General features: G+C 52.0%; 20 protein-coding genes. 4 read left to right on the forward strand and 16 right to left on the reverse strand.

The features are described 5' to 3' along the window. Positions 1-31: 31 nt before the first annotated feature. The 5 genes from ACXAFR_RS06555 to ACXAFR_RS06575 form a co-directional block, all read right to left on the reverse strand. Positions 32-964 (reverse strand): sugar nucleotide-binding protein, encoded by a 933-nt coding sequence (locus tag ACXAFR_RS06555; RefSeq protein ID WP_475174091.1) that lies wholly within the window; start codon positions 962-964, stop codon positions 32-34. A gap of 128 nt (positions 965-1,092) precedes the next feature. Continuing rightward, positions 1,093-1,590 (reverse strand): single-stranded DNA-binding protein, encoded by a 498-nt coding sequence (gene ssb / locus ACXAFR_RS06560; RefSeq protein WP_475174093.1) that lies wholly within the window; start codon positions 1,588-1,590, stop codon positions 1,093-1,095. 84 nt (positions 1,591-1,674) lie between these two features. Then, entirely contained in the window at positions 1,675-3,027 is a 1,353-nt protein-coding gene (locus tag ACXAFR_RS06565) for an MFS transporter (protein ID WP_475174096.1), read from the reverse strand. A gap of 77 nt (positions 3,028-3,104) precedes the next feature. After that, on the reverse strand, positions 3,105-3,596 hold the full coding sequence (ilvN, locus tag ACXAFR_RS06570; RefSeq protein ID WP_475174101.1) for an acetolactate synthase small subunit: 492 nt from the start codon (positions 3,594-3,596) through the stop codon (positions 3,105-3,107). A gap of 2 nt (positions 3,597-3,598) precedes the next feature. Next, positions 3,599-5,335 carry an acetolactate synthase 3 large subunit gene (locus tag ACXAFR_RS06575; RefSeq protein WP_475174103.1) on the reverse strand — a complete coding sequence of 579 codons (1,737 nt, stop codon included), beginning with the start codon at positions 5,333-5,335 and terminating at the stop codon, positions 3,599-3,601. A 449-nt stretch (positions 5,336-5,784) separates the two neighbouring features. Here ACXAFR_RS06575 and ACXAFR_RS06580 point away from each other — a divergent pair, with 449 nt between their 5' ends. Continuing rightward, positions 5,785-6,234, forward strand: a complete 450-nt coding sequence (locus ACXAFR_RS06580) for a DUF4124 domain-containing protein (RefSeq protein WP_475174108.1) — start codon at positions 5,785-5,787, stop codon at positions 6,232-6,234. Positions 6,235-6,240: 6 nt separating this feature from the next. On the opposite strand, the gene ACXAFR_RS06585 is transcribed toward ACXAFR_RS06580, so the two are convergent. The 6 genes from ACXAFR_RS06585 to ACXAFR_RS06610 form a co-directional block, all read right to left on the reverse strand. Further along, positions 6,241-6,918, reverse strand: coding sequence for a 3'-5' exonuclease (locus tag ACXAFR_RS06585; RefSeq protein WP_475174112.1), 678 nt, complete (start codon positions 6,916-6,918; stop codon positions 6,241-6,243). Positions 6,919-6,920: 2 nt separating this feature from the next. Continuing rightward, complete coding sequence (locus ACXAFR_RS06590; RefSeq protein ID WP_475174116.1) at positions 6,921-8,774, reverse strand: putative nucleotidyltransferase substrate binding domain-containing protein; 1,854 nt, start codon at positions 8,772-8,774, stop codon at positions 6,921-6,923. Positions 8,775-8,827: 53 nt separating this feature from the next. Next, a complete protein-coding gene (locus tag ACXAFR_RS06595; protein ID WP_475174119.1) occupies positions 8,828-9,331 on the reverse strand; it encodes a hypothetical protein in 504 nt (167 codons plus the stop codon). 207 nt (positions 9,332-9,538) lie between these two features. Further along, positions 9,539-11,266 (reverse strand): sodium:solute symporter family protein, encoded by a 1,728-nt coding sequence (locus tag ACXAFR_RS06600; protein ID WP_475174123.1) that lies wholly within the window; start codon positions 11,264-11,266, stop codon positions 9,539-9,541. 20 nt (positions 11,267-11,286) lie between these two features. Continuing rightward, positions 11,287-11,553 carry a DUF4212 domain-containing protein gene (locus ACXAFR_RS06605; protein ID WP_475174128.1) on the reverse strand — a complete coding sequence of 89 codons (267 nt, stop codon included), beginning with the start codon at positions 11,551-11,553 and terminating at the stop codon, positions 11,287-11,289. A 67-nt stretch (positions 11,554-11,620) separates the two neighbouring features. Then, entirely contained in the window at positions 11,621-12,913 is a 1,293-nt protein-coding gene (locus ACXAFR_RS06610) for a DcaP family trimeric outer membrane transporter (RefSeq protein ID WP_475174131.1), read from the reverse strand. A 316-nt stretch (positions 12,914-13,229) separates the two neighbouring features. On the opposite strand from ACXAFR_RS06610, the gene ACXAFR_RS06615 reads away from it, so the two are divergent. After that, positions 13,230-13,910: a response regulator gene (locus ACXAFR_RS06615; protein ID WP_475174134.1), complete on the forward strand. Its 681-nt coding sequence runs from the start codon at positions 13,230-13,232 to the stop codon at positions 13,908-13,910. Between the two features lie 25 nt (positions 13,911-13,935). On the opposite strand, the gene ACXAFR_RS06620 is transcribed toward ACXAFR_RS06615, so the two are convergent. The 4 genes from ACXAFR_RS06620 to rluD form a co-directional block, all read right to left on the reverse strand. Further along, entirely contained in the window at positions 13,936-17,427 is a 3,492-nt protein-coding gene (locus ACXAFR_RS06620) for a PAS domain-containing hybrid sensor histidine kinase/response regulator (protein WP_475174137.1), read from the reverse strand. Between the two features lie 135 nt (positions 17,428-17,562). Continuing rightward, complete coding sequence (clpB, locus tag ACXAFR_RS06625; RefSeq protein WP_475174140.1) at positions 17,563-20,202, reverse strand: ATP-dependent chaperone ClpB; 2,640 nt, start codon at positions 20,200-20,202, stop codon at positions 17,563-17,565. A gap of 106 nt (positions 20,203-20,308) precedes the next feature. After that, positions 20,309-21,091: a peptidoglycan editing factor PgeF gene (gene pgeF, locus ACXAFR_RS06630; protein WP_475174143.1), complete on the reverse strand. Its 783-nt coding sequence runs from the start codon at positions 21,089-21,091 to the stop codon at positions 20,309-20,311. 2 nt (positions 21,092-21,093) lie between these two features. After that, the gene (rluD, locus tag ACXAFR_RS06635) at positions 21,094-22,059 is read right to left on the reverse strand and encodes a 23S rRNA pseudouridine(1911/1915/1917) synthase RluD (RefSeq protein ID WP_475174148.1); all 966 of its coding nucleotides are present in this window, start codon (positions 22,057-22,059) and stop codon (positions 21,094-21,096) included. 257 nt (positions 22,060-22,316) lie between these two features. On the opposite strand from rluD, the gene ACXAFR_RS06640 reads away from it, so the two are divergent. After that, positions 22,317-23,234: an outer membrane protein assembly factor BamD gene (locus ACXAFR_RS06640; RefSeq protein ID WP_475174153.1), complete on the forward strand. Its 918-nt coding sequence runs from the start codon at positions 22,317-22,319 to the stop codon at positions 23,232-23,234. On the opposite strand, the gene ACXAFR_RS06645 is transcribed toward ACXAFR_RS06640, so the two are convergent. Beyond that, positions 23,223-24,851, reverse strand: a complete 1,629-nt coding sequence (locus ACXAFR_RS06645) for an NAD+ synthase (protein WP_475174158.1) — start codon at positions 24,849-24,851, stop codon at positions 23,223-23,225. The two genes, ACXAFR_RS06640 and ACXAFR_RS06645, sit on opposite strands and share 12 nt — an antisense overlap. Before the next feature lie 201 nt (positions 24,852-25,052). Here ACXAFR_RS06645 and ACXAFR_RS06650 point away from each other — a divergent pair, with 201 nt between their 5' ends. Then, a complete protein-coding gene (locus tag ACXAFR_RS06650) occupies positions 25,053-26,654 on the forward strand; it encodes a sensor histidine kinase (protein ID WP_475174161.1) in 1,602 nt (533 codons plus the stop codon).

Raw genomic sequence — 26,654 nt, forward strand, 5'->3', positions numbered from 1 at the left:
TTGCTGTCGGATCATTTCTCACCGAGAGCTTTTAAGTCCACTGCTTGCTGCGCTGATCTAGCCAAAGATTGACTAAATTTGGAAGGCCTTGGCGCCAGCTTTTGACCTGATATCCAAAGTTGTCTCGACAACGCCTTACGATCAACACGCTACTCCGCCGATCAAACGGTGTGTTTACATCGGCTGGAGCGTCACTATCACCATCTACATCACTTTCAACGACAACTCCCTTTGTTGGCATCAAAGCCCAACGTCGATGCAAAGCGCCCTTCTTATCAAGAAGCTCGGCAACAAACTCTACAAACTCCTCTGTGGTACATCGATCAGAGGATCCGAGATGAAAAATCCCCCAGTTTTCTGCGCCACAGAAAACTTGATTAACGATTCCAACAATTAATCTACCTAGCTCATAGGGACTTACGGGTGAGCCACAATACTCCGGCAAAATTTCCAGGGGCGAATCTTCTCGGGACAAATCTTCCAGCAAACGTCGAAAGATGGAATTACCGATAATGTCCATCAACCAACCAACACGAACCACAAGATAGTGCTCTAACCGAGACGCGATGACCTGTTCAGCAGCCAAAAATGCCTCACCAGCGGGAGACACTGGACCAGTTTCGTCTTCTTCTCGATAGGCATCACGCCGGCATTCACCAAAAACCCGATAACTGGATAAATGAATGACAACGGCATTGGTGTTAGCCGCGGCTGAGGCTAACGCCGTGGCTGTCGCCACTAGAGTTTGCATATCATCGGAAGATGGAGGGTCTCCCCAGCCGGCCACATTGATAACAATACTGATATCATTTTTGGCAATAAATGCCTCAATCTCACCAGCATTGGTCCAATCGAGAAGAGACTGCGAGGGCGCTAACACAGCATAAGCACTGGTCTCAAAAGAATGGTAGATGGCCTGCCCCAAGGGGGATGCTGCGTCTAATATCAGTACTTTCGAGGCCACAAAAAACTATTAACTCTTTAATTAGTTATATTTTCGAAAAGGAATAAGGCAGCCAAAGTGCTGCCAGCCCTTCAAAACGAATACCGTATTCCACTTGGTAAAGCCCAAGCCCCTTTGGAGGGCCAGGATTAGAACGGAATATCGTCGTCAAAATTGTCGAAATCAGTAGACTGTGGAGGATTAGAAGCATTCGAGGATTTCGAGTCTTGGCGCGACTGAGAAGCATTGTTGCGCGGAGCCCCATAATTATCGCTGTAACCGCCAGACGGCGGGCCTCCAGCGCTGTCACCTCGCCCGCCCAACATTTGCATTTCGCTCGCGACGATTTCTGTCGTGTATTTATCCTGACCGCTTTGATCCTGCCATTTACGGGTACGTAATGCCCCTTCCACATAGACCTGTGATCCCTTGCGAAGGTATTCACCGGCAATTTCGGCGAGACGATTAAAGAAAACAACCCGATGCCATTCGGTACGCTCTTGCGGCTGTCCGGTTTGTTTATCTTTCCAGGTTTCACTGGTAGCAAGACTGACGTTGGTTACAGCCCCACCACTTGGCATATAACGGGTCTCAGGATCCTGGCCGCAATTGCCCACCAGAATGACTTTATTGATACCGCGCGCCATACACAATTCTCCTAAACGATACTTGTAGGTTGCCCGCCCGCAACCACCATAAATATGACATATTCCATAACCACAGGGACTCTATCAAAGCTGCTGCGGCAAACTGTCTCGACTAAACAATTGAGGGTCTACCTTGAGGTAGGCTGTCGCCTCTTCTTTAACCAGAACGACCTCTACGACTCCAGGTAGTTTAATGAGCTTCTCGTATACCTCCAACTCATTCGCACCATCGACAGAGACCTGCACGCCAGATAAGAATCTCGGCGGACGCATAAAACAGGCCACCAAAACCCACAGAGCTACCATGGACATACTGAGAACAAAAACCCCTTGAGGTCCAAAGGCGGAATATAGAACACCGCCTGATGCACCTCCAGCACTGGCTCCGAGGAACTGACACGTTGAATAGATTCCCGACGCCGTTCCCTTCGCACCTGCCGGTGCAAACTTACTCATCAAAGAAGGTAGTGTAGCTTCCAAAAGATTGAAAGCCACAAAAAAAAGAAACAGGCAGAGAATAAAAAACGTTCGATAAGGGGCGGCCAATATCATCAACGCCAGGGTTACGCCCAATAAGCTTATAGCAAACAGAAAAACCGGCTTGATCTGGCGCCGCTTTTCAGCAATCACCATAAAGGGAACCATGGCCACAAAAGCACACAAAAGTACGGGCAGATAGATGTACCAATGATGCTGGCGATCAATGCCCATCTGCGTCTCTATGACTTGTGGTAAAACAAGAAACGAAGACATCAAGACAAAGTGCAGAACAAAAATACCAAAGTTCAAACGGGCCAGATCGGCATTGCGCAGAGTCTCACCGAGCAACTGAGGCACGGGACTGGCGTCGCGACGTCGAGCGATCTGCTCACTCGGCGCAGGAATCAATGTAAAGAGAACCGCCAACCCTATCAGAGCCAGTATCGCAGTAAACCAAAAGACACCAGCTAACCCAGCAACGCCCGCCAGCCAGGGGCCCGCAACCAAAGCCACAGAAAATGACAAGCCGATGGTGCCACCTATCGCCGCCATCGCCTTACTGCGGTTTTCGTCGCTGGTGAGATCAGCCACCATTGCCATAATCGCGCTGGCAATTGCGCCACATCCCTGTAGAAACCGGCCGAGAATCAGCCCGTAAACTGAGTCTGACACAGCCGCGACCACAGAGCCGATAACGAAGATAAGAAATCCAACCGCGATAACAGGCCTGCGCCCCAAGCGATCGGATAATAACCCAAATGGAACCTGGAAAATCGCCTGGGATAGACCGTAGGCCCCCATGGCTATGCCGAGTAGCAATGGCGTGCTGGCGGTGTAATCCTCACCGTAAAGTACCAGCACCGGCAGCACCATAAATAAGCCGAGCATTCTAAAGGCGTAAAGGCTAGAAAGGCCGGCGATGGCACGAACTTCAAATGTGGGGATTGTCGACTTCAAGGGGCAAACCAGATTGGCTGTTTTCCGGGAGATTTCTGCGCGCCGGAAGGGGCACGCAGAAACCGTCGCGAAGGATACTAAAGACTCAGCACCTTTTCACCACGCGCGATACCAGAAACACCACTACGGACCACTTCCAGAACCGCAGTATCACCAACCGCCTGTACAAATGCGTCCAGCTTTTCACTCGTACCGGTAATCTGGACGGTGTATACCGTACTGGTTACATCAATAATCTGACCGCGGAAGATATCAACACAACGTTTGATTTCAGAGCGTTGGCTTCCAGTCGCTCGCAACTTAACCAGCATCAACTCTCGCTCGATGTGAGTCCCCTCGGTTAAATCGACCAATTTCACCACGTCGATCAACTTATTGAGGTGCTTGGTAATTTGCTCGATTTTATGGTCATCACCCATGGTTGTCAGGGTCAATCGTGACAGAGTCTGGTCTTCTGTCGGAGCTACCGTCAAACTCTCGATGTTATAACCGCGCTGGGAAAAGAGACCTACAACTCGGGAAAGTGCACCCGGAGCGTTTTCCATCAATACAGAAATAATTCTTCTCATGATCAGGTCCGCTCCGATTTACTTAACCACATATCCCGCATAGATCCTTCCGGAGCGACCAGCATTGGATAAACATGCTCTGTCGGATCGACATAAATATCCATAAATACCGTGCGATCCTTCATCGCAAAACACTCTTCCAGTTTCGCCCGCAATTCCGACTTCTCAGTAACCCGCATACCGACGTGCCCAAAGGCGTCAGCAAGCTTGATGAAGTCCGGTAGAGAATCTTCATAGTGAATCTCGGAATAACGACTGTCGTAAACCATGTCCTGCCACTGCTTCACCATGCCCAACGCTTGGTTATTCAGACAGATGATTTTTACAGGCAGACCAAATTGTTTGAGGGTCGACATCTCCTGAATACACATCTGGATCGAACCCTCGCCTGTTACACAGACGATATCTTTATCGCGAACAGCAAACGCCGCCCCCATGGCCGCCGGCAGGCCGAAGCCCATCGTGCCCAAACCGCCGGAATTCAACCACTGGCGAGGGCGCTGAAAAGGATAATATTGAGCCGCAAACATCTGGTGTTGGCCAACATCAGACGCAACCACGGCATCGCCGTCCGTCACTTCATACAGTGTCTTGATCACGTCTTGCGGCATGATCATGTCGCCGTCGGTTTTGTATCTGGGTTTGGTGTAGAGCCCATGACGCTCACGCCAATCATTAATCTGAGTCCACCAGTCTGCCAGAGCCTTCCGATCCGGCTCGTCACCCGATGATTGAATCAACTCGATCATTTCCTGCAGCACACTTTCAACGGAACCAACAATTGGAACGTCTGCACCGATGGTTTTGGAGATCGAGGCGGGATCAATATCAATGTGTATGATTTTGGCGTTAGGGCAGAACTTATTTGGCGTATTGGTTACTCGATCATCAAAACGCGCGCCGACAGCAAGAATGAGATCGCTGTGATGCATTGCGGTATTGGCTTCGAAAGTGCCGTGCATGCCCAGCATACCCAAAAACTGACGGTCATTGCCCGGAAAGGCGCCAAGCCCCATCAACGTGTTCGTTACCGGAAAGTCCAAGGTACGCGCCAAACTGGTCAGTAGCTGGGCACCGTCCCCCTGAATGGCACCACCACCGGAATAAATTACCGGCCGCTTGGCTTTCATCAACATCGCGACGGCTTTCTTAATCTGGCCGCTGTGACCTTTAGTGGTGGGATTGTACGAGCGGATTTTCAGCTTGCGCGGATACTCGAAAGGGAACGTCTGGCTCGGGTCGACCGTATTCTTAGGAATATCAATGACCACAGGTCCAGGGCGTCCAGAACCAGCAATGTAATACGCTTTTTTGACGATTTCGGGAATCTCAGAAGCATGCTTAACCAAAAAACTGTGCTTAACAATTGGTCTGGACACGCCGATCATATCGGTTTCTTGAAAGGCGTCCTCTCCAATTTTATCGCTGGGTACCTGCCCGGAAATAACCACCATTGGAATCGAGTCCATATAGGCCGTAGCAATCCCGGTAATCGCATTGGTTGCACCTGGGCCAGATGTCACCAGCACGGTGCCAATCTTTCCTGTCGCACGCGTATAACCGTCAGCCGCATGAGTAGCGGCCTGTTCGTGGCGAACCAGAACGTGTTTGATTTTGTCTTGCTTAAAGATCGCGTCGTAAATGTGTAACGCAGCCCCACCGGGATAGCCGAACATCAGATCGACACCTTCCTCTTGCAGGGAGCGAATTAACATATCGCCTCCGGAGAGCATTTCCACGTAGTAAACCTCTTAATATTTGATGAGCGATCACCCGCCAGACTCCGAAGAGTCCACACATATACAGCCATAGCGACGCTGGAGTCACGAAAACCGTACTCCCGCACGCGTCCAATGCATAACGGATGACACCTGAGTTCAAAGTTTCAGATAGGCTGAGCTATACCGGTACTGTGACCTTTTTAACCTGCGTACCAGTCAGGCCTCGTCGGTGGACAAGCCTTCGCCAGAGGGATGCAAGGTGAAGCGGGTGGCTTACCTAGAAAGATCCCCGGAATTGACACTTCACGGGAGATGGACCGGATTGCGGTGTTATCTGCGCGCCATCTAGCGAACCCGCAATTTTCGCAGCTTAAACTACAATGTCAACTATAAGCGCAGGAAACACCAAGCCTCGGTGACTATCTCCTGCCGGTCGTCATGTAATACCTCGCAAGGAGTCAGCAATCATGTTTCATGCAACCAAACCCCGTCTGCAACTGCTTGTCATTTTCGGTCTCGCAGTCGGGATGGCAGCGCCACACAGTATGGCTGATTACTATCGCTGGACAGACGCCGACGGCGTCACCCACTTTTCCGAACACCCACCGGAAGACCAAGACTCCGACCGAGTAAAGCAGCGCCGCCAAGCCCCATCCAAAGAGAGCAGCGCCACGACCACCGCTGTCGACAGCAATTCGGTTAAACCTAAAGAAAAAACGCCGATCGCCTCTGCAGAAGAGACGCCAAAGCCCATTAAAGATCCACAAGCTTGCCGCCAAGCGCAAGAAAACATTAAGAAAATCCAGGCTGGCGGCCGCCTTAAGGAAATGGTCAACGGAGAGTATCGCTACATGGACAGCGATACCTTGCAGAAACGTCTTCGGTCAGCCAGAAAAACCGCCGCAGAAAATTGCTGAGACAGGCTAGCTCAGCAGCTCCCGAACCTTGCCATTACCTCGAGCAGCCAATTGCGCCAAAAAGAGCTCCGCTGTGGCCAAAGCATCCATTAGAGCATTGTGCGCCGGATAATCCGGCAAACCGTGGCGCTTGCGGCAAGTAGACAATCGCAAACTGTCTTTGGTCAGCGGCGTCTCAGACCGATCCAAAACTCTCTTTTCGAGCACCATGGTATCTATTAGGGGCAACAGAAGCCGGGACCCCAGCGACTGCTGACACAGCTTATCCAAGAACGCCATATCCAAGGGCGCGAAATGAAAAACTAGCACCCTTCCACGTGCGGCAGATAAAAACTGTTCAAGAACATCCGTGGATACCAGTCCGTCACTCAGTTCACAGTCGCGCAGCTGATGAATGGTTGCACTTTGTCCAACCGAATTTTCCGGACGAAACAGTAGGTGTTGAGCCGACGCCAAAGAGACCGAATTCTGATTGACTTCAACCCAGCCGATACTCAGCAGCTCACCATCTGCGGGATCGAGAGAAGACATTTCACAATCAACGACGAGATAAGACGCATCGCTCGCTGCCAGCTGGACGGCATTATCGGCGTCTTGCCAACAGGCTTTTAATAACGCCATCGCCTCGTCGTCGCGCCCCCTGGTCGAGCGCATTCGCTGCCATTTAAGTCCTAAACTTCCCATGCTCACAACCCCGGTCTATAACGTAATTTTATTGTCTGTTGGGCGTCGGCTACCGCGCTAAAGGCGTCGCGCAATAACCTCCGAGATAATTTGGAAAGGTCATCCGGATTAACATAATTATCAGGTTGTGAGCCATTAGCCAAGTGCCGCACCTGACTTTCCACCCGAATCTGTAGGATCACCTGCAACGCGTCCTGCAAGTTACGGCTATCGCCGATCGTCATATACTTTGCTGACGCCAGTTGCTTCAGTCGATCAACGGTATTGACCGCAGTTATTTCGTGGGCGAGAGCGTGAATTCGTACCAGATCAACAATGGGAATCACACCGCGCTTTTTAAGGTCAAGCTCATGGCGGTGCTCACCATCCCGTTCCACGACGAACTTGCGAAAGATACCCAGTGGGGGCGTTGTTGCAAGCAGATTTTCTGCCAGCGCAGCCAGGAAAATGGTGTTTTGGCTCGCCGAGCGCAGCATATGTCGCTGCAACTGCTCCACCAGAGAGGGCTCCCCATAAACCGCTCGAACATCAAAAAAAATACTCACTCGCATAACGGCATCGGGTGTTGGCGTCGCAGTCCAGCCGCTGACCGTCGCCTGCCATTGAGCCAAGGTTGTCCGCCAACTGTCCGTTGTGGCCATGATGCCACCGGGACAGTAAACATAACCGCACGCATTGAGCCCATCACAAACCCACGTCGCAAGCCCAGAAAACCAGGCTTCGTGCTCAGGTTTACACTGATTATCAATAAGCAGCGCGTTGTCCTGATCACCACCCAACAGTTGTTCCCCGCGCCCCTGAGAGCCAAACCCCAACCAACAAAATGGCACAGGAGACTCGCCGTGATCCTGACAGTAGAGCCGAATCAATTTCTGCGTCACCGCATCGCTGACTGCCGTCAACAAGCGACTAACCCGCGCCGCGCCAACCCCACTATTGACCCATTGAATCAGCAGGTCGGGCAACTGCTGCAGCAGTCCACGAATACCCTCGACAGTCTTCTGACGGCCAATGTGCTGTACCAAATACACAGGGTCCTGACGTCGCGCCAGCATCAAATCTGACGCGGTGACCATCCCCAACAGGCGACCGTTCTGAACCACAGGAAAATGGTGATAGCCGGTTTGAGTCATTAACAGAGTGGCATCGAACAGAGTGGAATCACGACTGAGGGTTTGAATGTCGGAAGACATAATCGCGGTCAAACTTTCATTTAAATCAACCCCTTTCGCAACGGCACGACTGCGAATATCCCGATCAGTGACAATACCAACCAACTGATCTCCATCGACAATCAGTATCGAGGAAACCCGCCGCTCGCTCATGGCGATAGCCGCTTGTTGAATTCGCGTTGCGGCGGTTGTCGTAAGCAGTTCGGTACTCATGATATCGGCGACCTGACGCAGCATTTCTGTCGTCGCCGTTTCCTGCAACCCTGCGCGCCTCAATCGGCGCCGACGTTGACCATGAAAAAAACGATCGAATTCGCGATAGCGACTGCGCACTGCCTGATAGTCAACCTCAGGCAAGCGATAGATAAGAGCATCTTCGATTAGAATAGCGCGGATGCCCTTCTGTTCAGAGTCCAATCCAGCGATATTAAAGCTGACGCCCTCGCCAAAACGATCCAACAGCTGGCCATCAGAAGTTCGCAATTCCGCCGCACCACTGCGAATGATACGCAAGCCCGCAGACGCGTCATCGGCTTTAAAGATTTCGCCTTTGCGATGGTAACTGATCTTTAGCGTCGGCAGGATATCGACCAATTCCTCTTCCGACAATTGATCAAAAGGCACCACCTCACGAACAAATTGCAGTATGTTGGCAAGTTCCGGACTGAGATCTGAATTGGGCATCGCTATTGAATTCCAGTAATGACCGTCATGACTTTCGACTCATTTCAAGGCACTCAAAGAGGCTTACGAAAGTCCTCCCCAAAACTGGTTTTATATAAGGTAAAGTCCGTCGCTACATCACCGTAATAAACACTCTCGTTAGCGGAAACCGCGATCAAAATCCGATCTTCACCAACTTCGGGCCGAGGCAGTTCCATTACCCACCGCTGGCCAGTTTCATCATCCGCCGCAAGAGGCAACGGCGCTCCTTCCTGCTCTTCGGTCCGCAATGAGACCAGCGCGCCTTCAAGTGGAAAGCGAGAATTTAATATCAATCGAATATGATCATCGTCGACAGGCGTTGTGCTTAAGCGAATTTCAAATTCACCGTTTTCTAAAGCGCACACACCACTGTTATAGCGGCAATTAGATTTCTCAACCATTGGATAACTGGCGCCAGGTTCAGCGGGCTTAGGAGTCTCAGAAACCATGTGGTCTACCGCAAAGTAACTGATAATGGCGAGGATGGGAGCCACTATCAACGCAACGACTACGTGCTTATTTTTCAACACACTCATAATTATCCCACCTTGAGCCTTGGCCATCCGTCGAAAGGGACAGCCACTTTAAAATCTTGTTTTATGAAAAATTCTGACGTTACTAGAACAATTTTACTGTAATTATTGTTTTATCGTACGACCTGAAAATGGGCGTATCTTAATGGGTACATGAGCACATCCTTGTGCTCGGGCCTAACGGCCCGAATTTCCCTTCAACCTAGACCATTAATGGTCTTGTGCTTCTGCGACACCTGTTGGTACGCGAATGGATTCCACCAAATCCTGTACGTCCTGTGGTGGCGCCTGTGTCACTTTGGAGACGGCAATCGCTACCGCAAAGTTGATAATGGCTCCAACCGCACCAAAGGCATTGGGCTCGATTCCGAAGAACCAGTTAGGAGACATATCGCCAAGGAATGCAGTACTCGCTACAAACATGATGCCTTGATGCTGGAAGATATACAGCAGCGTAACAACAATGCCTGCGACCATGCCTGCGATAGCACCCTCTTTCGAAATTGATTTCGAAAAGATCCCCATCATCAGAGCCGGGAAGATCGATGATGCAGCAAGACCAAAGGCGAGAGCCACCGTACCTGCTGCAAAGTCAGGTGGGTTATATCCAAGATACCCTGCCCCCACAATCGCAACAGCCATAGACACCCTGGAGGCCATCAACTCCCCTTTCTCACTAATATCTGGTGTGATGACACCTTTTAACAAATCGTGAGATATCGCAGAAGAAATGGCCAACAGAAGCCCCGCTGCGGTCGATAACGCTGCGGCCAAGCCGCCTGCTGCAACCAGCGCAATCACCCAGTTAGGCAACTTCGCAATTTCCGGATTCGCCAGCACAATGATATCGCGGTCAACGGTAACCATTTCGCTGGTTTCTTCACTGGAAGTGTACTGCACACGGCCATCGCCATTTTTATCTTCAAAAGCGAGAAGACCCGTTTTCTCCCAATTTTTGAACCATTGAGGACGATCTTCATAAACAAGATCTTCGCCTTGTGGAGAAAATGTATCCATAAGGTTCAAGCGAGCCATACCTGCAACCGCTGGAGCAGTGGTATAAAGAATTGCGATAAACACCAGAGCCCAACCGGCAGATGAACGCGCATCTTTTACTTTTGGCACGGTAAAGAAACGAATGATCACGTGCGGAAGACCGGCGGTGCCGACCATAAGAGACAAGGTGTACATAAACATATTCAATGTACTACCACGACTCTGAGTCGTATATTCGGCAAAACCTAACTCCGTCACCACTTGATCAAGTCGATCGAGCAGATAGGTATCCGTACCGCTTAAGGTGCTCCCCAAACCCAACTGAGGAATCGGATTCCCCGTCAAATTCAAGGAGATGAAAATCGCGGGAATGGTATAGGCAAAAATCAACACACAGTACTGGGCGATCTGGGTATAGGTAATCCCTTTCATACCACCGAGCACGGCATAGAAGAATACGATCACCATACCAATCAACAGACCGACTTCATACTTAACTTCGAGAAAGCGAGAGAAAGCCACACCGACGCCTTTCATCTGGCCAATAACATAAGTTACTGAACAAACAATCAGACAAACAACGGCAACAATCCGCGCGCCCTTCGAATAAAAGCGATCACCGATAAACTCCGGCACTGTAAACTTACCGTACTTGCGCAGGTAAGGCGCCAGCAACATGGCGAGAATGACATAACCGCCGGTCCACCCCATCAGGAACACCGAACCACCGTATCCCATAAAGGCGATCAGACCCGCCATCGAGATAAACGATGCAGCGGACATCCAGTCAGCAGCGGTTGCCATTCCGTTCGCAACGGGGTGAACACCCCCACCTGCCACATAAAACTCTTTCGTCGACCCGGCACGAGCCCAGATTGCGATCCCCATATAGAGGGCGAACGTGAGTCCGACCACAATATAGGTCATTACTTTTAGATCCATGATCCTATCCCCTATTATTGTTATACGTCATCGACGCCGTATTTACGGTCGAGCTGACCCATTTTTTTTGTGTAGTAGAAGATCAGCGCTACGAAGACGTAGATAGAGCCTTGTTGTGCGAACCAGAAGCCCAACTTATAACCACCAATCTGAATCTGATTTAAGACATCAACCAGCAAAATTCCACACCCAAAGGACACCACAAACCAGATGACCATTAACTTGACCATCAAGCTCAGGTTTTCTTTCCAATAAGCCTCAGCATCTTCTTGTGAACGAAATGCCATTTGTTTTCCTCCCATCATTTATTGTTGTCTGAACTCTGGCGCCTCACGGCGCACAGTACCTCAGCTTTTAGAAAACCCACTTACCAGTGAACTGCAAGCGATCTAGATCACCACTCGCGCCACTTTCAGTTTCTCGATCAGCAAAAATATACTCTGCGCCGAATGACAGTTTCGGCGTCGGCGAATAGATTAGGTTGACGTTGGCATTGCTCACGGTTTCTGTCAGATCAGCAACGGCGGAATCGGAATTATCCGCCGTCGACATCGCATAACTGAACGTACTGCGCAGCTTGTCACTCCACATATGGCGATAGGCAACATACCCGCCCATGACATCATTAAGATCAATATCACCATCGGCTTCAATGACGCCGTCACGGAATGCATTCAGAGCGATATAACGTCCGAGGTTGCCGGCACTGAACATGACTTTTAAATCATCACCATTGCTGAAGTCATACTTACCGCTCAGGCTGATACCATAGCCAAATTCTTCCGAATCACTGGCGCCTGTGTCATAAGTGATCTCCCGCAAAACGGCTGCAGCACTGTAGCTAATTGCGCCGGATTTATTATCGAAGCGGAAGGCAATATCAGGAATGGAATTGTTGTCATAGTCGTTTTCTTCAAATCCAGCACCACCGTCATAGAGACTGGTCGATGGATTTTCCAACGCCATACTTAAACTGCCGCCTTCTCCCATCGGTAGAGTCCAGCGAACTTGGGTTTGGCGAATGAAGAGAGTACCGGAGGTGGGACCCACAAAGTCGAGAGTTTCAGGTAGAGCGGCAACGTTGAAGAAAGTACTCCAGGTCTGGCCAGCCAAAAGAGACGCACCCGGTGCGTAATTCCACTGAAGGAAGGCGTGGCGGAGCCCATTAGGGGCTTGGTGTGTCAAACGCTCATCCGTGCCACCGGAGTTAAAATCCATCTCCAGGTAAGCAATCACGTCGCCAGCGTCAGTATTTGTGGTGGTTTTCAGCCAGAAGCGGCTGTGTTTGGCGTGCATATCGAACACCGGGTCACCTCCTTCGCCATCCACAGGAATCGTAGACGGAACCAGAAAGTCGTCACCAACAGACGAGGAAGCACGCTGTCCATCAGAGTAGTCGCTCCACATAGCGTCAACTTTGATAAAGCCACCGTACTGGAAGTTGGTACCTGGCGCGATGGTCACACCTTTGGCATCTGCGGCTGGCTTGCTGTCTTCAATCTCTTTATTGAGTTTTTGTAGTTCTTCTTCCAGCGAGCGAACACGGTCCTGCAGACTGTCCTGAGCAAAGGCACTGCTGGCCATTGCCGACGCCAGACAGCTGGCTGCCACATAGCCCAGCGAAGGATACTTCTTCATTATTTTCATGTTGCCTTCTCCATTTTTTCTTATATCAGATAGGTCTTTGGGAGATAACGAGTATCGGATCAAGCCGTCAAAAGTGCCTATTAACCATTGGTCGATATACGACTAAAGTCTAAAAAACCCTCATAAATCGGGATGACAACCTTGGCTTTATGATTGCTGGCAGGAGGAGTAAAATAATGAAATTAGGTCTATGATGAAGTATTAAATGCCAAATTCGCCTGCATGTTTAAATCAATACTTGGGCACGCAATCCGGAATGCCGGAAACTCAGGCGCGATAAAGATTCGCCCATAATAACAAACGGTGACGTAAAACAATGCAGACACAGATTCTGATCGCAGATGATCACCCACTGTTTCGCAAAGCACTGGCTGCCACAGTCTTGCAAAACTACCCCGACGCCCAGCTATTGGAGGCCGAAGATCTCGCCACCTTGCAAGACCGCGTAAAAGAGCACCCGGATGTCAGCCTGATCCTACTCGACTTGAATATGCCAGGTGCAGAGGGATTCGGCGCTCTGGTTTATCTGATTTCCCAGCAGCCGCAAACGCCGGTTATGGTTGTTAGCGCAATGGATCACCCGCAGATCATTGCCCGCGCCCTGGAGCACGGAGCCAGTGGCTTTCTACCCAAAAGCGCCCCGACAGAAGCCATCACAGAAGCTTTGAGCACGGTACTGGAAGGTAATATATGGGCACCAGAAGGCATGGATACCCAATGCGGTACCAGCGAACCGGAACGCACCATCGCTGAAGCTCTCGGTAGCCTTACCCCTCAACAGTTTCGCGTCGCCAGCATGCTCAGCCAGGGCCTATTGAACAAGCAGATCGCCTTTGAGCTTAACGTTACCGAGGCGACCGTAAAGGCCCATATGACGGAAATTTTTCGCAAGCTGGGCGTACATTCACGTACCCAGGCTGCGGTTGCATTGGGTCAACTGGCCGTTTCACCCGGTAATACCCTCAGCGATTTCGAAGGCAGTGTGTCGAACAGCTAAACCACTTCTCGCTGCGAGAAGTTTCTTAGTTTGCCGATGCCAGAGCCTGCCTCAGGGTTAACCGTAAGGCGTTAGGCTGCGCAGGTTTGGCAAGAAATCGATAGCCTGCATCCGCAACGGCGCGAGTTACATCATCACTGTTGTCAGCACTAATGACGACGGCCTTCATCTTGGTTTCCCAGTGATAACCAAGCGCCTCCAGGAGATCCAAACCGGTTTCCTGGTCCAAATGAAAGTCCGCCAGCACAATGTCAGGCCCCGTCTCAAACTGCCAGCGCTGCAGCACCTGCCCTAGATCTGCCGCCGTAACGACCAAGCACCCCCACTGAGTTAGCAGAGATTCCATTCCTGCGAGAATCGCCGGCTCGTTGTCGATACATAAAATACGAACCCCCTGCAGCCTGGGGTCTGGCATGGCTCTGACTCGCTGAGCTGGCTGTTCTACGCCAAGGGGAACATCAATGCGAAACACAGATCCTTTGCCCTGCTCGGAATGAAGGCTGATTTTGTGCCCCAACAACTTACCAATTCGATCGACTATCGATAGGCCCAACCCCAACCCCTGACTCCCTCTTGCGGTTGCGGGCAACCGTTGAAACTCCTGAAAAATACGCGCGCGATCATCCGGGGCGATCCCTGGCCCAGTATCCCAAACCTCGATGATGACCTTGGCCGAATGACGCCGACAGCCCAGCAGCACTCTGCCACTGCCCGTATATTTCAATGCATTACTGATGAAATTCTGCACGACCCGCCTCAATAAGTGTGGATCGCTATAAACCCACTGCCGGCTAGACCGCCATCGAAACTCCAATCCCGCACGACGGGCCAAGGTCTGAGCTTCCATTGCCAGAGGTTGCAGTATCGATTCCAGGGCAAAGTGCTGCTTTTTCGGACGCTCTTTACCCGAATCCAGCCGAGATAATTCACGCATTGAGCTGATCAACTGTTCCGCCTGACCGAGCGAATCACTCAGGTACTCCAAGTCACGATCGACGGATTCCGTTTCAGACTTTTCAAACTTTGATTGAAGTGCAGAGACAAACAGTCGAGCCGCGTTGATCGGTTGCAGCAGGTCGTGACTGGCTGCAGCCAAAAACCGACTTTTACTCCCATGAACCTCTTGCAGCTCCTGCTCGATTCGCCCCCGAAGTTGATTTTCCCGCTGCAATGACCGGTTAGCATCCTGCAATTCTGCCGTGCGCCGTTCTACACGGCTTTCGAGCGTATCCCGCGAGTTCTCCAGCTGCTCCAACATCTGATAGTAGTCCGACACATCCGTATAAGTAGTGACATAACCACCACTTTCTAGAGGAGCTCCCCGAATTTGAATCACGCGACCATTAGGTAACTTTCGTTCCAGCCGATGACTACTGCCCGAACGTAACTGTTGTAAACGTCGCTCGATGACCGCATCAATGTCTTCCAGATGACCCATGTATCCGCGCTGCGCGTTGTAGCGGTAAATCTTGCCGATATCGCAGCCGATGTAGAGCAGGCGACTTGGAAAGTCGAACAGTTTTTGATACTGCACATTCCAGGCAACGAGACGCAAATCGCGATTGACCACGCTGATTCCCTGAGGAATGGTTTCGAGCGTGGTTTGCAGCAACGACTGACTGAACTCGAGCTGTCGTGTGCTGCCCCCCACTAGGGAGGCGAAATCCCGCAATTGGAGCGGCTGCTGCCGCACTAATAATTCCATCGCTCGATGAGCTGACACCGCACCTACAATCGCTGCCAAATCCCGCTCAATCGCCTCCACCACAAAACTTGGGGACTGATCATGCGGTAACAGCCTGTGCCCCACACGCTGCTCAAAATCGGACCAGATACGACGCGTGCGAACACTGCCCATCAATGGCTCCATCAAGGCTTGCAACTGTTGAACCTCGATACCGGAAGGCTCCAAATCCAAGCGCTGATCTTCAAAATCGGCAGCAGGCTGTAGGAAGCTGTCAGCCTGACGCTGATCCAACACACTGAAATTCGCTCGCCTTGACTGGAGGTAAAAGACCAAACAGTTCCCCAGCAAACTCCAGGCGACACCGTGGCTGAGGGGGTCAAGCCAACCCATGCCAAACAGACTGCGAGGATTAAACCATTCAAGTCCGAGCGGACCATGTTGCAATATCGCGGCATCCTCCGGTAACAATGCCGGTAACAACAAGCAGTAAAACCACAGCAGCATTCCGGTCAGCAAACCATTCAGCACCCCCTTGGAATGGCCGGATTTCCAGTAGAGCCCCGCCACGACTGCGGGCAACAACTGAGCCGCCGCCGCAAAGGAGATGAATCCCATTGCCGCCAGCCCCTCAGAAGCGCTCATCACCCGCTCTAGGCCCCAGGCCATAAGCAGAATCAACAAAATTGAGGAGCGACGGATGAAGCGCAGTTGCCCCCCCAAATTGGAGCCCTGCTTGGCTCTCTCTTTACTGGAACGCAGCCAAACTGGGACGATCAGCTCGTTAGAGATCATGATCGATAGCGCGATGGTCGCGACAACAACCATGCCCGTCGCCGCCGACAAAGTGCCGAGGAAGGTCAACGCCAGCACAAACTCATCACCCACCCAACGAGGGAGGATTAACACATAGCTGTCGGTATCAAGATCCAACCCGGCAAACGCCGTCGTCCCAGCCGTCGCCAGTGGTAACACCAGCACGGAAAACGTGGCGAGATAAAGCGGCACTAAAAACCGGGTATAACGCAGGTCCGATGGTTTTTGATATTCCACCACCATGACGTGAAACTGACGTGGCAAGCAGACGATTGCCGCAGCGCCCAACAACAATTCTGTAAAAAACAACGGGCTGAAGATCTGACTGGTGTGAAACATGGGACCCAGCCAGTTTTTTTCTGTAGCAAATTCACCAATTAATTGAATGGCCAACCAAGCCACTACCACAAAGGCTACCAATTTGACCACGGACTCGACGGCGACAGCAGTGATCATGCCGCGATAGCGATCGGGACCATCGATAATACGAGTGCCAAACAAAATCGCGAACCACGCCATGGCCATGGCCGCAATTAAACTGGAAAACGCATCGTAGCCGCCGCTGACGGTATCGGACCAATTGATTGTGTGCCAGGCAATCCCGACCGCGCGCAATTGCAGAGCAATGTATGGCAAGGTGCCGATCACCAATACCAGCGTCACCACCGCAGCGAGTCGTTGACTCTTGCCGTACCGAGAACCAATAAAATCAGCAATGGAGGTCACTTTATTCCGTTGACTCACCATCAGCAGACGCCGCACAAAACGCCACCCCAGCAGGAGCAATAAAATCGGTCCCAAATAAATCGGCAGAAATACCCAACCGTTATCTACCGCCTGTCCAACGGCACCGAGAAACGTCCAGGAACTGCAATAAACACCGATAGAGAGTGCGTAAACCAGTGGTCGCCACCAACGCTGGCGGATACGTCCACCCTGGCGCTCAGACCACCAGGCAACCGCAAATAAAAGCACGGCATAGAGACAAACGAGAAACAGTAGCAGCTGGCTGTTCAAGACAAAGCCTTCCCGAAACGGAGCGAAAGGACCGCCAATGTGCCACAAGTGGGCAGGATTTGGAAAGTAAAAGGCCGGAGAGAACCCCGGCCTGAATCACAACAATAGGACTGTGTTGATGATTTTTTTAAACCATCAATCTTTAACCAACAGTATCTTGTCGCCGTCATCTCGAGCGTGAATGGTATCACCAGCGGTAAACTTACCGGACAACACATCCTGCGCCAACGGATTTTCAATCAACTGTTGAATCGCCCTTTTCAGTGGGCGGGCGCCATAGACAGGATCAAAGCCTACCGCAGACAGTTTATCCAATGCACTGTCTTCCACCTCCAGCGACATCTCTCGATCAGCCAGTCGCTTGCGCAACAAATCCAGTTGTATGTTGGCAATACCACGAATCTGCTCCTGAGCCAAAGGATGGAAGACCACCACTTCGTCGATACGGTTGATGAATTCTGGGCGAAAATGACCGCCAACCACTTCCATCACCGCCGCTTTCATCGCTTCATAACGACTCTCACTGATACCAGAGCCACTGGAATCCTGATCCGTCTGGCCGAAATCGATAGTATCGAACGCCTTGTTACGGGCGATATCCTGAATGGCTTCCGAACCTAAATTTGAGGTCATCACCACGACGGTATTTCGAAAATCCACCGTACGGCCTTGTCCGTCCGTCAAACGACCGTCTTCCAATACCTGCAGTAGGATATTGAACACGTCCGGATGCGCTTTCTCCACCTCATCCAATAAAAGTACGGAATATGGTTTACGTCTTACCGCTTCAGTAAGGTAACCCCCCTCTTCGTAACCGACATAACCGGGAGGCGCACCGATTAAACGCGCCACGGAGTGCTTTTCCATGAACTCAGACATATCGATGCGTACCATTGCATCCTGACTGTCGAACAGAAACTCTGCCAGCGACTTACACAGCTCGGTTTTACCGACCCCGGTCGGACCAAGGAACAGGAAGCTGCCATTGGGTCGATTGGGGTCAGATAATCCCGCCCGTGAACGCCGCACCGCGTTCGCAACCGCAACGACCGCCTCGTCCTGGCCGATAACGCGATTGTGCAGCGCCTCCTCCATCCGCAACAGTTTTTCCCGCTCGCCTTCCAGCATTTTACTCACGGGGATCCCTGTCCACTTGGAAACCACTTCGGCAATTTCTTCCTCGGTGACGTTATTGCGCAGCAGCGTCATCTCGGTCATTTCCGCCTGCCCGGCCATATCCAGTTGCTTTTCCAACTCAGGGATAATGCCGTATTGCAGCTCTGACATGCGCCCCAAATCCCCGGCGCGACGAGCGGCTTCCAAATCGAGACGCGCCTGTTCGAGACTCGCTTTAATTTCCGCAGAACCGTGTAACGCGGCTTTTTCTGCCCGCCAAACTTCTTCCAGGTTCGCAAACTCACGCTCGCGTTTCTGGATCTCGCTATCGAGTAGATCCAATTGCTTGCGAGCGCCTTCCGAATCGTCCTTTTTGACAGCCTCACGCTCAATTTTCAATTGAATCAAGCGACGCTCCAGGCGATCCATTTCTTCAGGCTTGGAATCAATTTCCATCCGAATCCGGCTCGCCGCCTCGTCGATCAAGTCAATCGCCTTATCGGGCAGCTGCCGATCGGTGATATAGCGCTGCGACAACTTGGCCGAAGCAATGATAGCGGAGTCGGTGATATCCACTCCATGGTGAACTTCATACCGCTCTTTAAGGCCTCGCAAGATGGCAATGGTGTCTTCTTCTGAAGGCTCATCAACGATAACTTTTTGAAAACGTCGCTCTAACGCCGCATCTTTTTCAATAAACTGGCGATACTCATCCAGCGTAGTCGCCCCCACACAGTGGAGCTCACCGCGAGCCAACGCCGGCTTCAACATATTGCCCGCATCCATTGCGCCCTCGGCTTTTCCCGCGCCAACCATGGTGTGCAGCTCATCAACGAAAAGGATGATTCGCCCTTCTTGCTTGGCCAATTCATTGAGCACGGATTTAAGTCGCTCTTCAAATTCACCACGAAATTTTGCACCTGCCAAAAGAGAGCCAAGATCCAACGACAGCAGACGTTTATCTTTTAAACCTTCAGGCACTTCGCCATTGATGATTCGCTGTGCCAGCCCTTCGACAATTGCCGTTTTACCGACACCTGGCTCACCAATGAGCACCGGATTATTTTTGGTACGACGCTGAAGCACCTGAATTGTGCGACGAATCTCATCGTCACGTCCGATCACAGGATCTAACTTACCGGCCTCCGCACGAGCTGTTAGATCGATGGTGTATTTGTCTAAGGCCTGGCGATTGCCCTCAGCATCAGGATCCTGAACGGATTCACCACCACGAACCTTCTCGATGGCTTGATCCAAACGTTTGGCATCACCATATTGCTTTAATAGCTTTCCTAGAGCGCCACTGTCACTGACAGCAGCCTGAAGAAAACACTCACAGGAAATGTAAGCATCACCATTTTGCTGGGCTTTTTTGTCAGCCAAATTTAGCAAACGTCCCATATCCGGCGACATTCTGATTTCGCCGTTGGGATTATTGACTTTCGGCAGTTCATCCAGGGTCTTAGCGACCCCGTTGCGCAGCCCCGTCACATCGAAGCCCGCCTGAGCCAGCAAAGGGCGGACGGCACCGCCCTGCTGATCCAGCATGGCGAGTAACAGATGTACAGGTTCCAGTTGTGAATGGTCACGCCCGACGGCCAACGACTGTGCGTCGGCCAGGGCCATTTGCAGTTGATTGGTAAAACGGTCTATTCGCATTGTCGTCCCCGAGCAAATTCTCTCTTAATGATAGAAAAATGGGGGCAGTGATAACAAAATCAAGCTTCTGAAAAATCACAGACTTGAAAATTTCTAACGAGTTGATCTAGAGCAAATTCCCATCCAGCCAGATCAACGCAGCCATGCGACCGGTCACCCCGTCACGTCGATAGGAATAAAAACGGGTGGAGTCCGCGTAGGTACATAACTGGCCGCCGTAGAGTTGAGACACACCCAACCCCTGCAGCTGCGCACGAGCCAAACGGTAGAGATCGGCGGTGAACTTACCGACCTTGTCACGCTTTGCATTAAACGCCTTCGACGGCGCTTCACTGACGGGGTAAAGACGACCTGCCGCTTGCTCAAATGCATCAAGTACGTCACCACCCACTTCAAAATACTCCGGACCAATCGCGGGCCCCAAATAGGCCATCAAGCGCTCTGGAGGCAAGGACATTTGCTTGAATGCTTCAGCAAGTATACCGTCAGCCAAACCACGCCAGCCTGCATGTACCGCAGCAACACATGTGGCATCCTGATCGCAAAGCAATATCGGAAGACAATCGGCGGTCATCACCACACACCCATGCCCAGCCTCGCGGGCCAATACGCCATCCGCTTCTGGAGCTGGCTCCACACCCGCCTCAACCACCCGAGTGCTGTGCACTTGCTGCAACCATTGAATCCGGCTTGGGGCACCAACTTGCTCGAGCCAGACGTTGCGATTTTCTGTCACCTGCTCGGACTCATCCCCGACGTGCAGCGCAAGATTCTGACCTTCATAGGGATGGCTGCTACCCATTTGACCCGCGGGACATTGGCGCGTTGAAATTACCGCTTTCACCGCTGCAGGCGCAGGCCAGTCTGGCTTCAAGCAGGATTCAACCATGCTCATTCATCCCAGTGTTCAGAGTCACTTTTCAACACAGCTAACAATTCCGCCATGTCATCCGGCAAAGGCGCCTGCCACTCCATTGTTTCTCCCGACTCAGGGTGTACCAACGCCAGACGCCCAGCGTGTAACGCCTGCCGGGGAAAGTCATTTATCGCTCGCTTGAGATCCGTACTGGCAACCGAAGGAAAGCGCGCTTTGCGACCATAGAGGGGGTCTCCCACCAAGGGCAAACCTTTATGAGCCATATGAACACGGATCTGATGAGTACGGCCGGTTTCCAGCTTGACTGCCATATGGATGAATCCGGAGAAACGTCGTATGGCCTGATAATGGGTAATCGCCTCCTTGCCACCAAACTCTAACACCGCCATTTTTTGACGCTGGCGTGGGTGACGACCGATATTCCCCTCCACCCGGCCAGAGCTCAAAGCATCGCCCTGCACTACCGCCTGGTAGTGACGGCTGACGTCACGACGTTGCAACTGATCAACCAGCGATAGCTGAGCTTTTAGAGTTTTAGCAACCACCATCAAGCCGGTGGTGTCTTTATCGAGACGATGAACAATCCCCGCGCGGGGAATTTGACTGAGAGCTGGCCAGCGAAACAGCAGGCCATTCAATAAAGTACCGTTGGGATTCCCGGCCGCAGGATGCACCACCAAGCCCGCTGGCTTGTTGACGACGAGAATCTCATTGTCTTCATAAACTAACTCAAACGCCACATCCTCGGCGATCCAATCGCCCTGCTCTTCCAGCTCTGCCGCCAATTCCAGCTGCTCACCACCGACCAACTTGTCTTTCGGCTTACGTGCCTGTCCGTCAGCCAGCAATGCCCCGGCACGAATCCAGGCCTGTAGGCGCGAGCGGGAAAAGTCGGGAAATAATTCCGCAGCCACCTGATCCAGACGCATTCCTCCCATAGCAAGGGGGACCTCTGCCGCTAATACCACCTCATCAGACATGATTGACCCCTCTCGCGTTCTCGGCAAAAGACGTCCTTTGCGAACCCGTATGCCATAATGAGGTCCAATACCCCCGTAGATGCAATTCATCTCGGGTGGTTATTCTGCGATCAACGCGGGAAACGTTTGGGCCAAAACCCCCACTGTGCTTTAATAGCGCGCTGCGACGCGTGCTGAAACCCATTGGCGGTACGCACTGCAAATGGCCTTCCTCTGCGGAGGGCTTGAAACGATTCATAACTAGATTTCTGTCAGACATGTACATTCGCACGATTATAATTGGCTGCAGCCTGCTTTTCCTATTTGCCTGCTCATCCAACGATGAAAAACGTGAGCCTAAGATGGCTACCGAAAAAGAATTTTACGAAGCAGCTGAGCGCCAGCTCGACGCCAACCGCTGGGATCTGGCCATCGAAAACCTCCAGGCGCTGGAGGCGAACTTCCCGTTCGGCACCTACGCCGAGCAGGCACAACTCGAGCTGATCTACGCCTATTATCGCAATTACGAGCACGACGCCGCCACTGCAGCCGCCGATCGTTTTATTCGCCTGCACCCCCAACATAGGCACGTAGACTATGCCTACTACATGAAGGGCCTGGCTTCCTTCACAGAAGGTCGAGGCATGTTCGAGCGTTTTGTCGAGACAGACCTGACCAGTCGCGACCCGGGTGCTGCACGTGAATCCTTCGCCTATTTTTCCCAGCTATTGGCCTTGTTTCCCAATAGTGAATATGCGCCTGATGCCCGTAAGCGCATGATTTATCTAAGAAATCTATTAGCTCGCTACGAAATTCACGTCGCCAATTATTATATGAAGCGCGGCGCCTATATCGCTGCAGCAAATCGTGGCCGCTATGTCGTTGAGAACTTTCAGCAGACGCCCGCAGTGCCGGATGCGCTGGCGGTGATGATTCAGAGTTACCATTTTTTAGGGATGGATGATCTCGGCGCTGACGCGCTGGAAACGCTGAAAATTAACTATCCGGATCACCCAGCTCTAGCGGACAACGGTGATTTTAACTTCCAGCACAGCCGCCGCTCTGGCGATAAAACCTGGCTTTCCACGCTAACGCTGGGCCTTTTCGATAAAAAAGACCCGCTGGGCTTCGACAGTCGCGAAATCTACAACCCGGAGTACCGGGAAAATGGTTCCTCGGCTCCGTCAGTGCCCTAAGCGCCAGCCGTTGGTAATGGGGTATCGGCGATCCCTGCCGAAACCCCGCTGGGAAATTCTTGGCCCGACCGGGCTCTGGCGACGCTTATATTCGTTACGATCCACTTGGCGCAACACGCGATACACCATTTCCTCCTCATAGCCCATAGCAACGATATCATCTGCACTGAGATCTTCGCCCACGTACAATTCCAGAATCTGATCCAGAACCTCGTACTTGGGAATGTCGTGTTCGTCCAATTGGGCTGGCGCCAACTCTGCCGATGGCGGACGCTCTAAAACCCTCGCGGGAATGACCTCTTCCAACCGATTACGATAGCGTGCTAATTCGTAGACCAGTGTTTTAGGCACATCCTTGAGTACGTCAAAGCCACCGGCCATATCGCCGTACAAGGTGGCATATCCCACCGCAAGCTCGCTTTTATTGCCCGTGGTCAGGACCAAATATCCTTTTTTATTGGACAGGAACATCAGGATGACGCCGCGGCAACGCGCCTGCAGGTTCTCTTCCGTACGATCCATCCCTTTACCGACATACTCCTCGCTGAGCGACGTCATAAAGGTATCAAACACAGAATCAATCGGAATCGAGGCGAAATGCACACCGAGACGCTGAGCTTCATCAGCGGCATCATCTTTGCTCATTTCGGAGGTAAAGCGGAAAGGCAGCATGACAGCGTCGACACGATCTTTGCCCAAAGCATCCACGGCAATGGCCAACGTCAGAGCAGAATCGATACCTCCGGACAGCCCGAGGATCACGCCCTTAAAGCCGTTTTTATTGACGTAATCCCGAACCCCTAACACCAGAGCCTGATAAATGCTGGCAAGACGATCGGGAATGGTGGCAATCGAGCCGCCCATCACGGTGCAGCTACTACCACCGACAGAAATGTCGACTGGCGTCAGGGCTTCCCGAAACGCTGGCGCCTGCACCTGCACATCGCCTTTTTCATCCAGCGCCAGAGATGCCCCATCAAAAATAAGGTCATCCTGACCGCCAATCTGATTGACGTAGATAATGGGCATACCGCCCTGCCGAGCGCGTTCTCGCAAAAGCGTGCGCCGTTCTTCCAGCTTGCCTGCATGGTATGGCGAAGCATTAATATTGATCAGAAGCTGGGCACCGGCCTCCCGCGCCTGGAGGATTGGCGCCTCCTGCCAGATGTCCTCACAGATGGTAATCGCAGTGCGAATGCCCTTGACCCGCACAATGCAATCGCTGTCGCCCGGCGTAAAGTAGCGCTTCTCATCAAATACTCGGTAATTAGGCAAGTGCTGTTTGGAGTATTCAACCTGAATGTCGCTGGATTCGATGACTCCCGCGCGATTGTACAAGCTGCCATCTTCGATTCTGGGAAAACCCAAAATCACTGTCGCTTGCAGGGATGCATTGCAGATAGCAGCAAGGCCTTCCTCGATGCGATCGGCAAGGCTTTTTCTCAGCAGAAGATCCTCCGGTGGGTAACCCGTTAGCGTCAGTTCCGGAAAGACGACGATATCGGCACCAAATTCAGATTCCGCATGCCGAGCGGTATCGATCACGAGCTCGGCATTTCTATGTATGTCCCCAACCATGGGGTTAATCTGGGCCATAACGACCCTGAGAGTAAGCATGAACGCTCTCCTGACCACAATATTCCGCAGTCCGTTTAATGTTGCCCAGAGAGGTTTCATGCCCCCTGACGAAAAGGGGCTGGCCTAGATCAGACATCATCCTTCGACGGCCAACCATCAGAGCGAATCCCCGCCTCTACGGTGGCCAGACTGCCAGAGGTGGGCTATTTTCGAATAAACCCGCCTATTAAGCAAAGTTTCATGCCCAAAGATGCCAATCAGAGAAATGTTGCCCTGCTGAAAATCTATGCGTTCTACCGCATAGCGCTGGGCGCCCTGCTGGCAAGCATGTATCTGTTGGGTGTTGCCCCCAAAATCCTGGGCACCTTACAACCGGATCTTTTCCTTTTTACGACAGGCGCCTACACCTGCCTGAATTTGGCCGTACTGGCCATACTCTGGAAGCAAAAATTCCATTCGTCATCTGAGCAACTCTTCTTTCTCCTGCTGATTGATATCGTGGTCTTGGTGCTGGTTAGCCACGCCTCTGGAGGTGTTGGCAGCGGCATCAATCCCCTGCTCATGGCGACGACAGCGATCAGTGGCATCTTGCTCAATCTTCGCGCCAGTTCCGCTCTTGCAGCGACAGCAACCATACTGCTGCTGATCGAGACACTTGCCGGCGAAGCCAGCGCACAAGCCGATTCCCGCGCGCTTTTTTCCACCGGCATATTAGGATTTATGCTGTTTACACTAGCAGTCGCTTTCAGCTATCTCAGCAGCCGACTGCGGGCTACCTCGATCAGTGTCGCCGAACAACAGGCAAACATCAGACACTTACAGGATCTCGCCCAGTTGATTATCGAACGGATGCAGACTGGCGTCGTGGTTTGTAATCCGAAGGGAGATGTCCAGCTGATCAACCAATCTGCCGTCGATCTACTGGGCTGGGAGGCCCCCAAATCCCAGAGGCGACTCAGCCATCTACCGGAACTGGAAGAATACCTGTCTCTCTGGCAAAACTATCCCGAATCTCGTACACCAAATCTGAAAGTGCCCGCGACCGGCGCCGAAGCACGCATTCGATTTTCGAATTTACTACAGGAAGCCTCTCCTCCTTCCACCTCGTCCAACATTTTGATTTACGTCGAAGACGCACGAGCCCTAACCCGCGAAGCCCAAAACCTGAAACTGGCATCTCTCGGCCGCCTGACCGCCAGTATCGCCCACGAAATCCGCAACCCTCTCGGCGCGATCAGTCATGCGGCCCAGTTGCTGGCAGAATCCGACCAGCTCATCGACGGGGACCGCCGCCTGGCTGACATCGTGGAAAACAACTGTGAGCGGGTCAATCAGATCATCGAAAATGTTCTGCAGTTATCGCGACGCCAAGCCGCCAAACCAGAAATTACTGACCTCGCAGCTTGGCTGCCTGAGTTCGTCCGAGAATACCGTGAACTCGACGGTAACCGACCCGAGATCAATGTTGAACTGGACGACAGCCCGATACGAACCCGGATCGACATCAGCCACTTGCAGCAGATATTGACCAACTTACTCGATAACGGACTCAGGCACAGTCTAAAATCAATAGGAGAAGCCAAAGCCACACTGGCCGCAGGAACAAACACGCAGACTGACCTCGCTTGGTTACAGGTTATTGACCAGGGCGAAGGCATCAGTGAGGACAATATTGCTCTGATCTTCGAACCCTTCTTCACAACAGAAGTCAGCGGTTCAGGTCTGGGCCTCTATCTTTGCAAAGAACTCTGCGAATCCAACAACGCGGTCATCAGCTATCAACGCACGGACGGAAAGAGCTGTTTTCGTATTGACTTCGCTCATCCGGAACGCGTGTTTTAA

The sequence above is a fragment of the Pseudomaricurvus sp. ABR4_320 genome, from assembly GCF_056159445.1.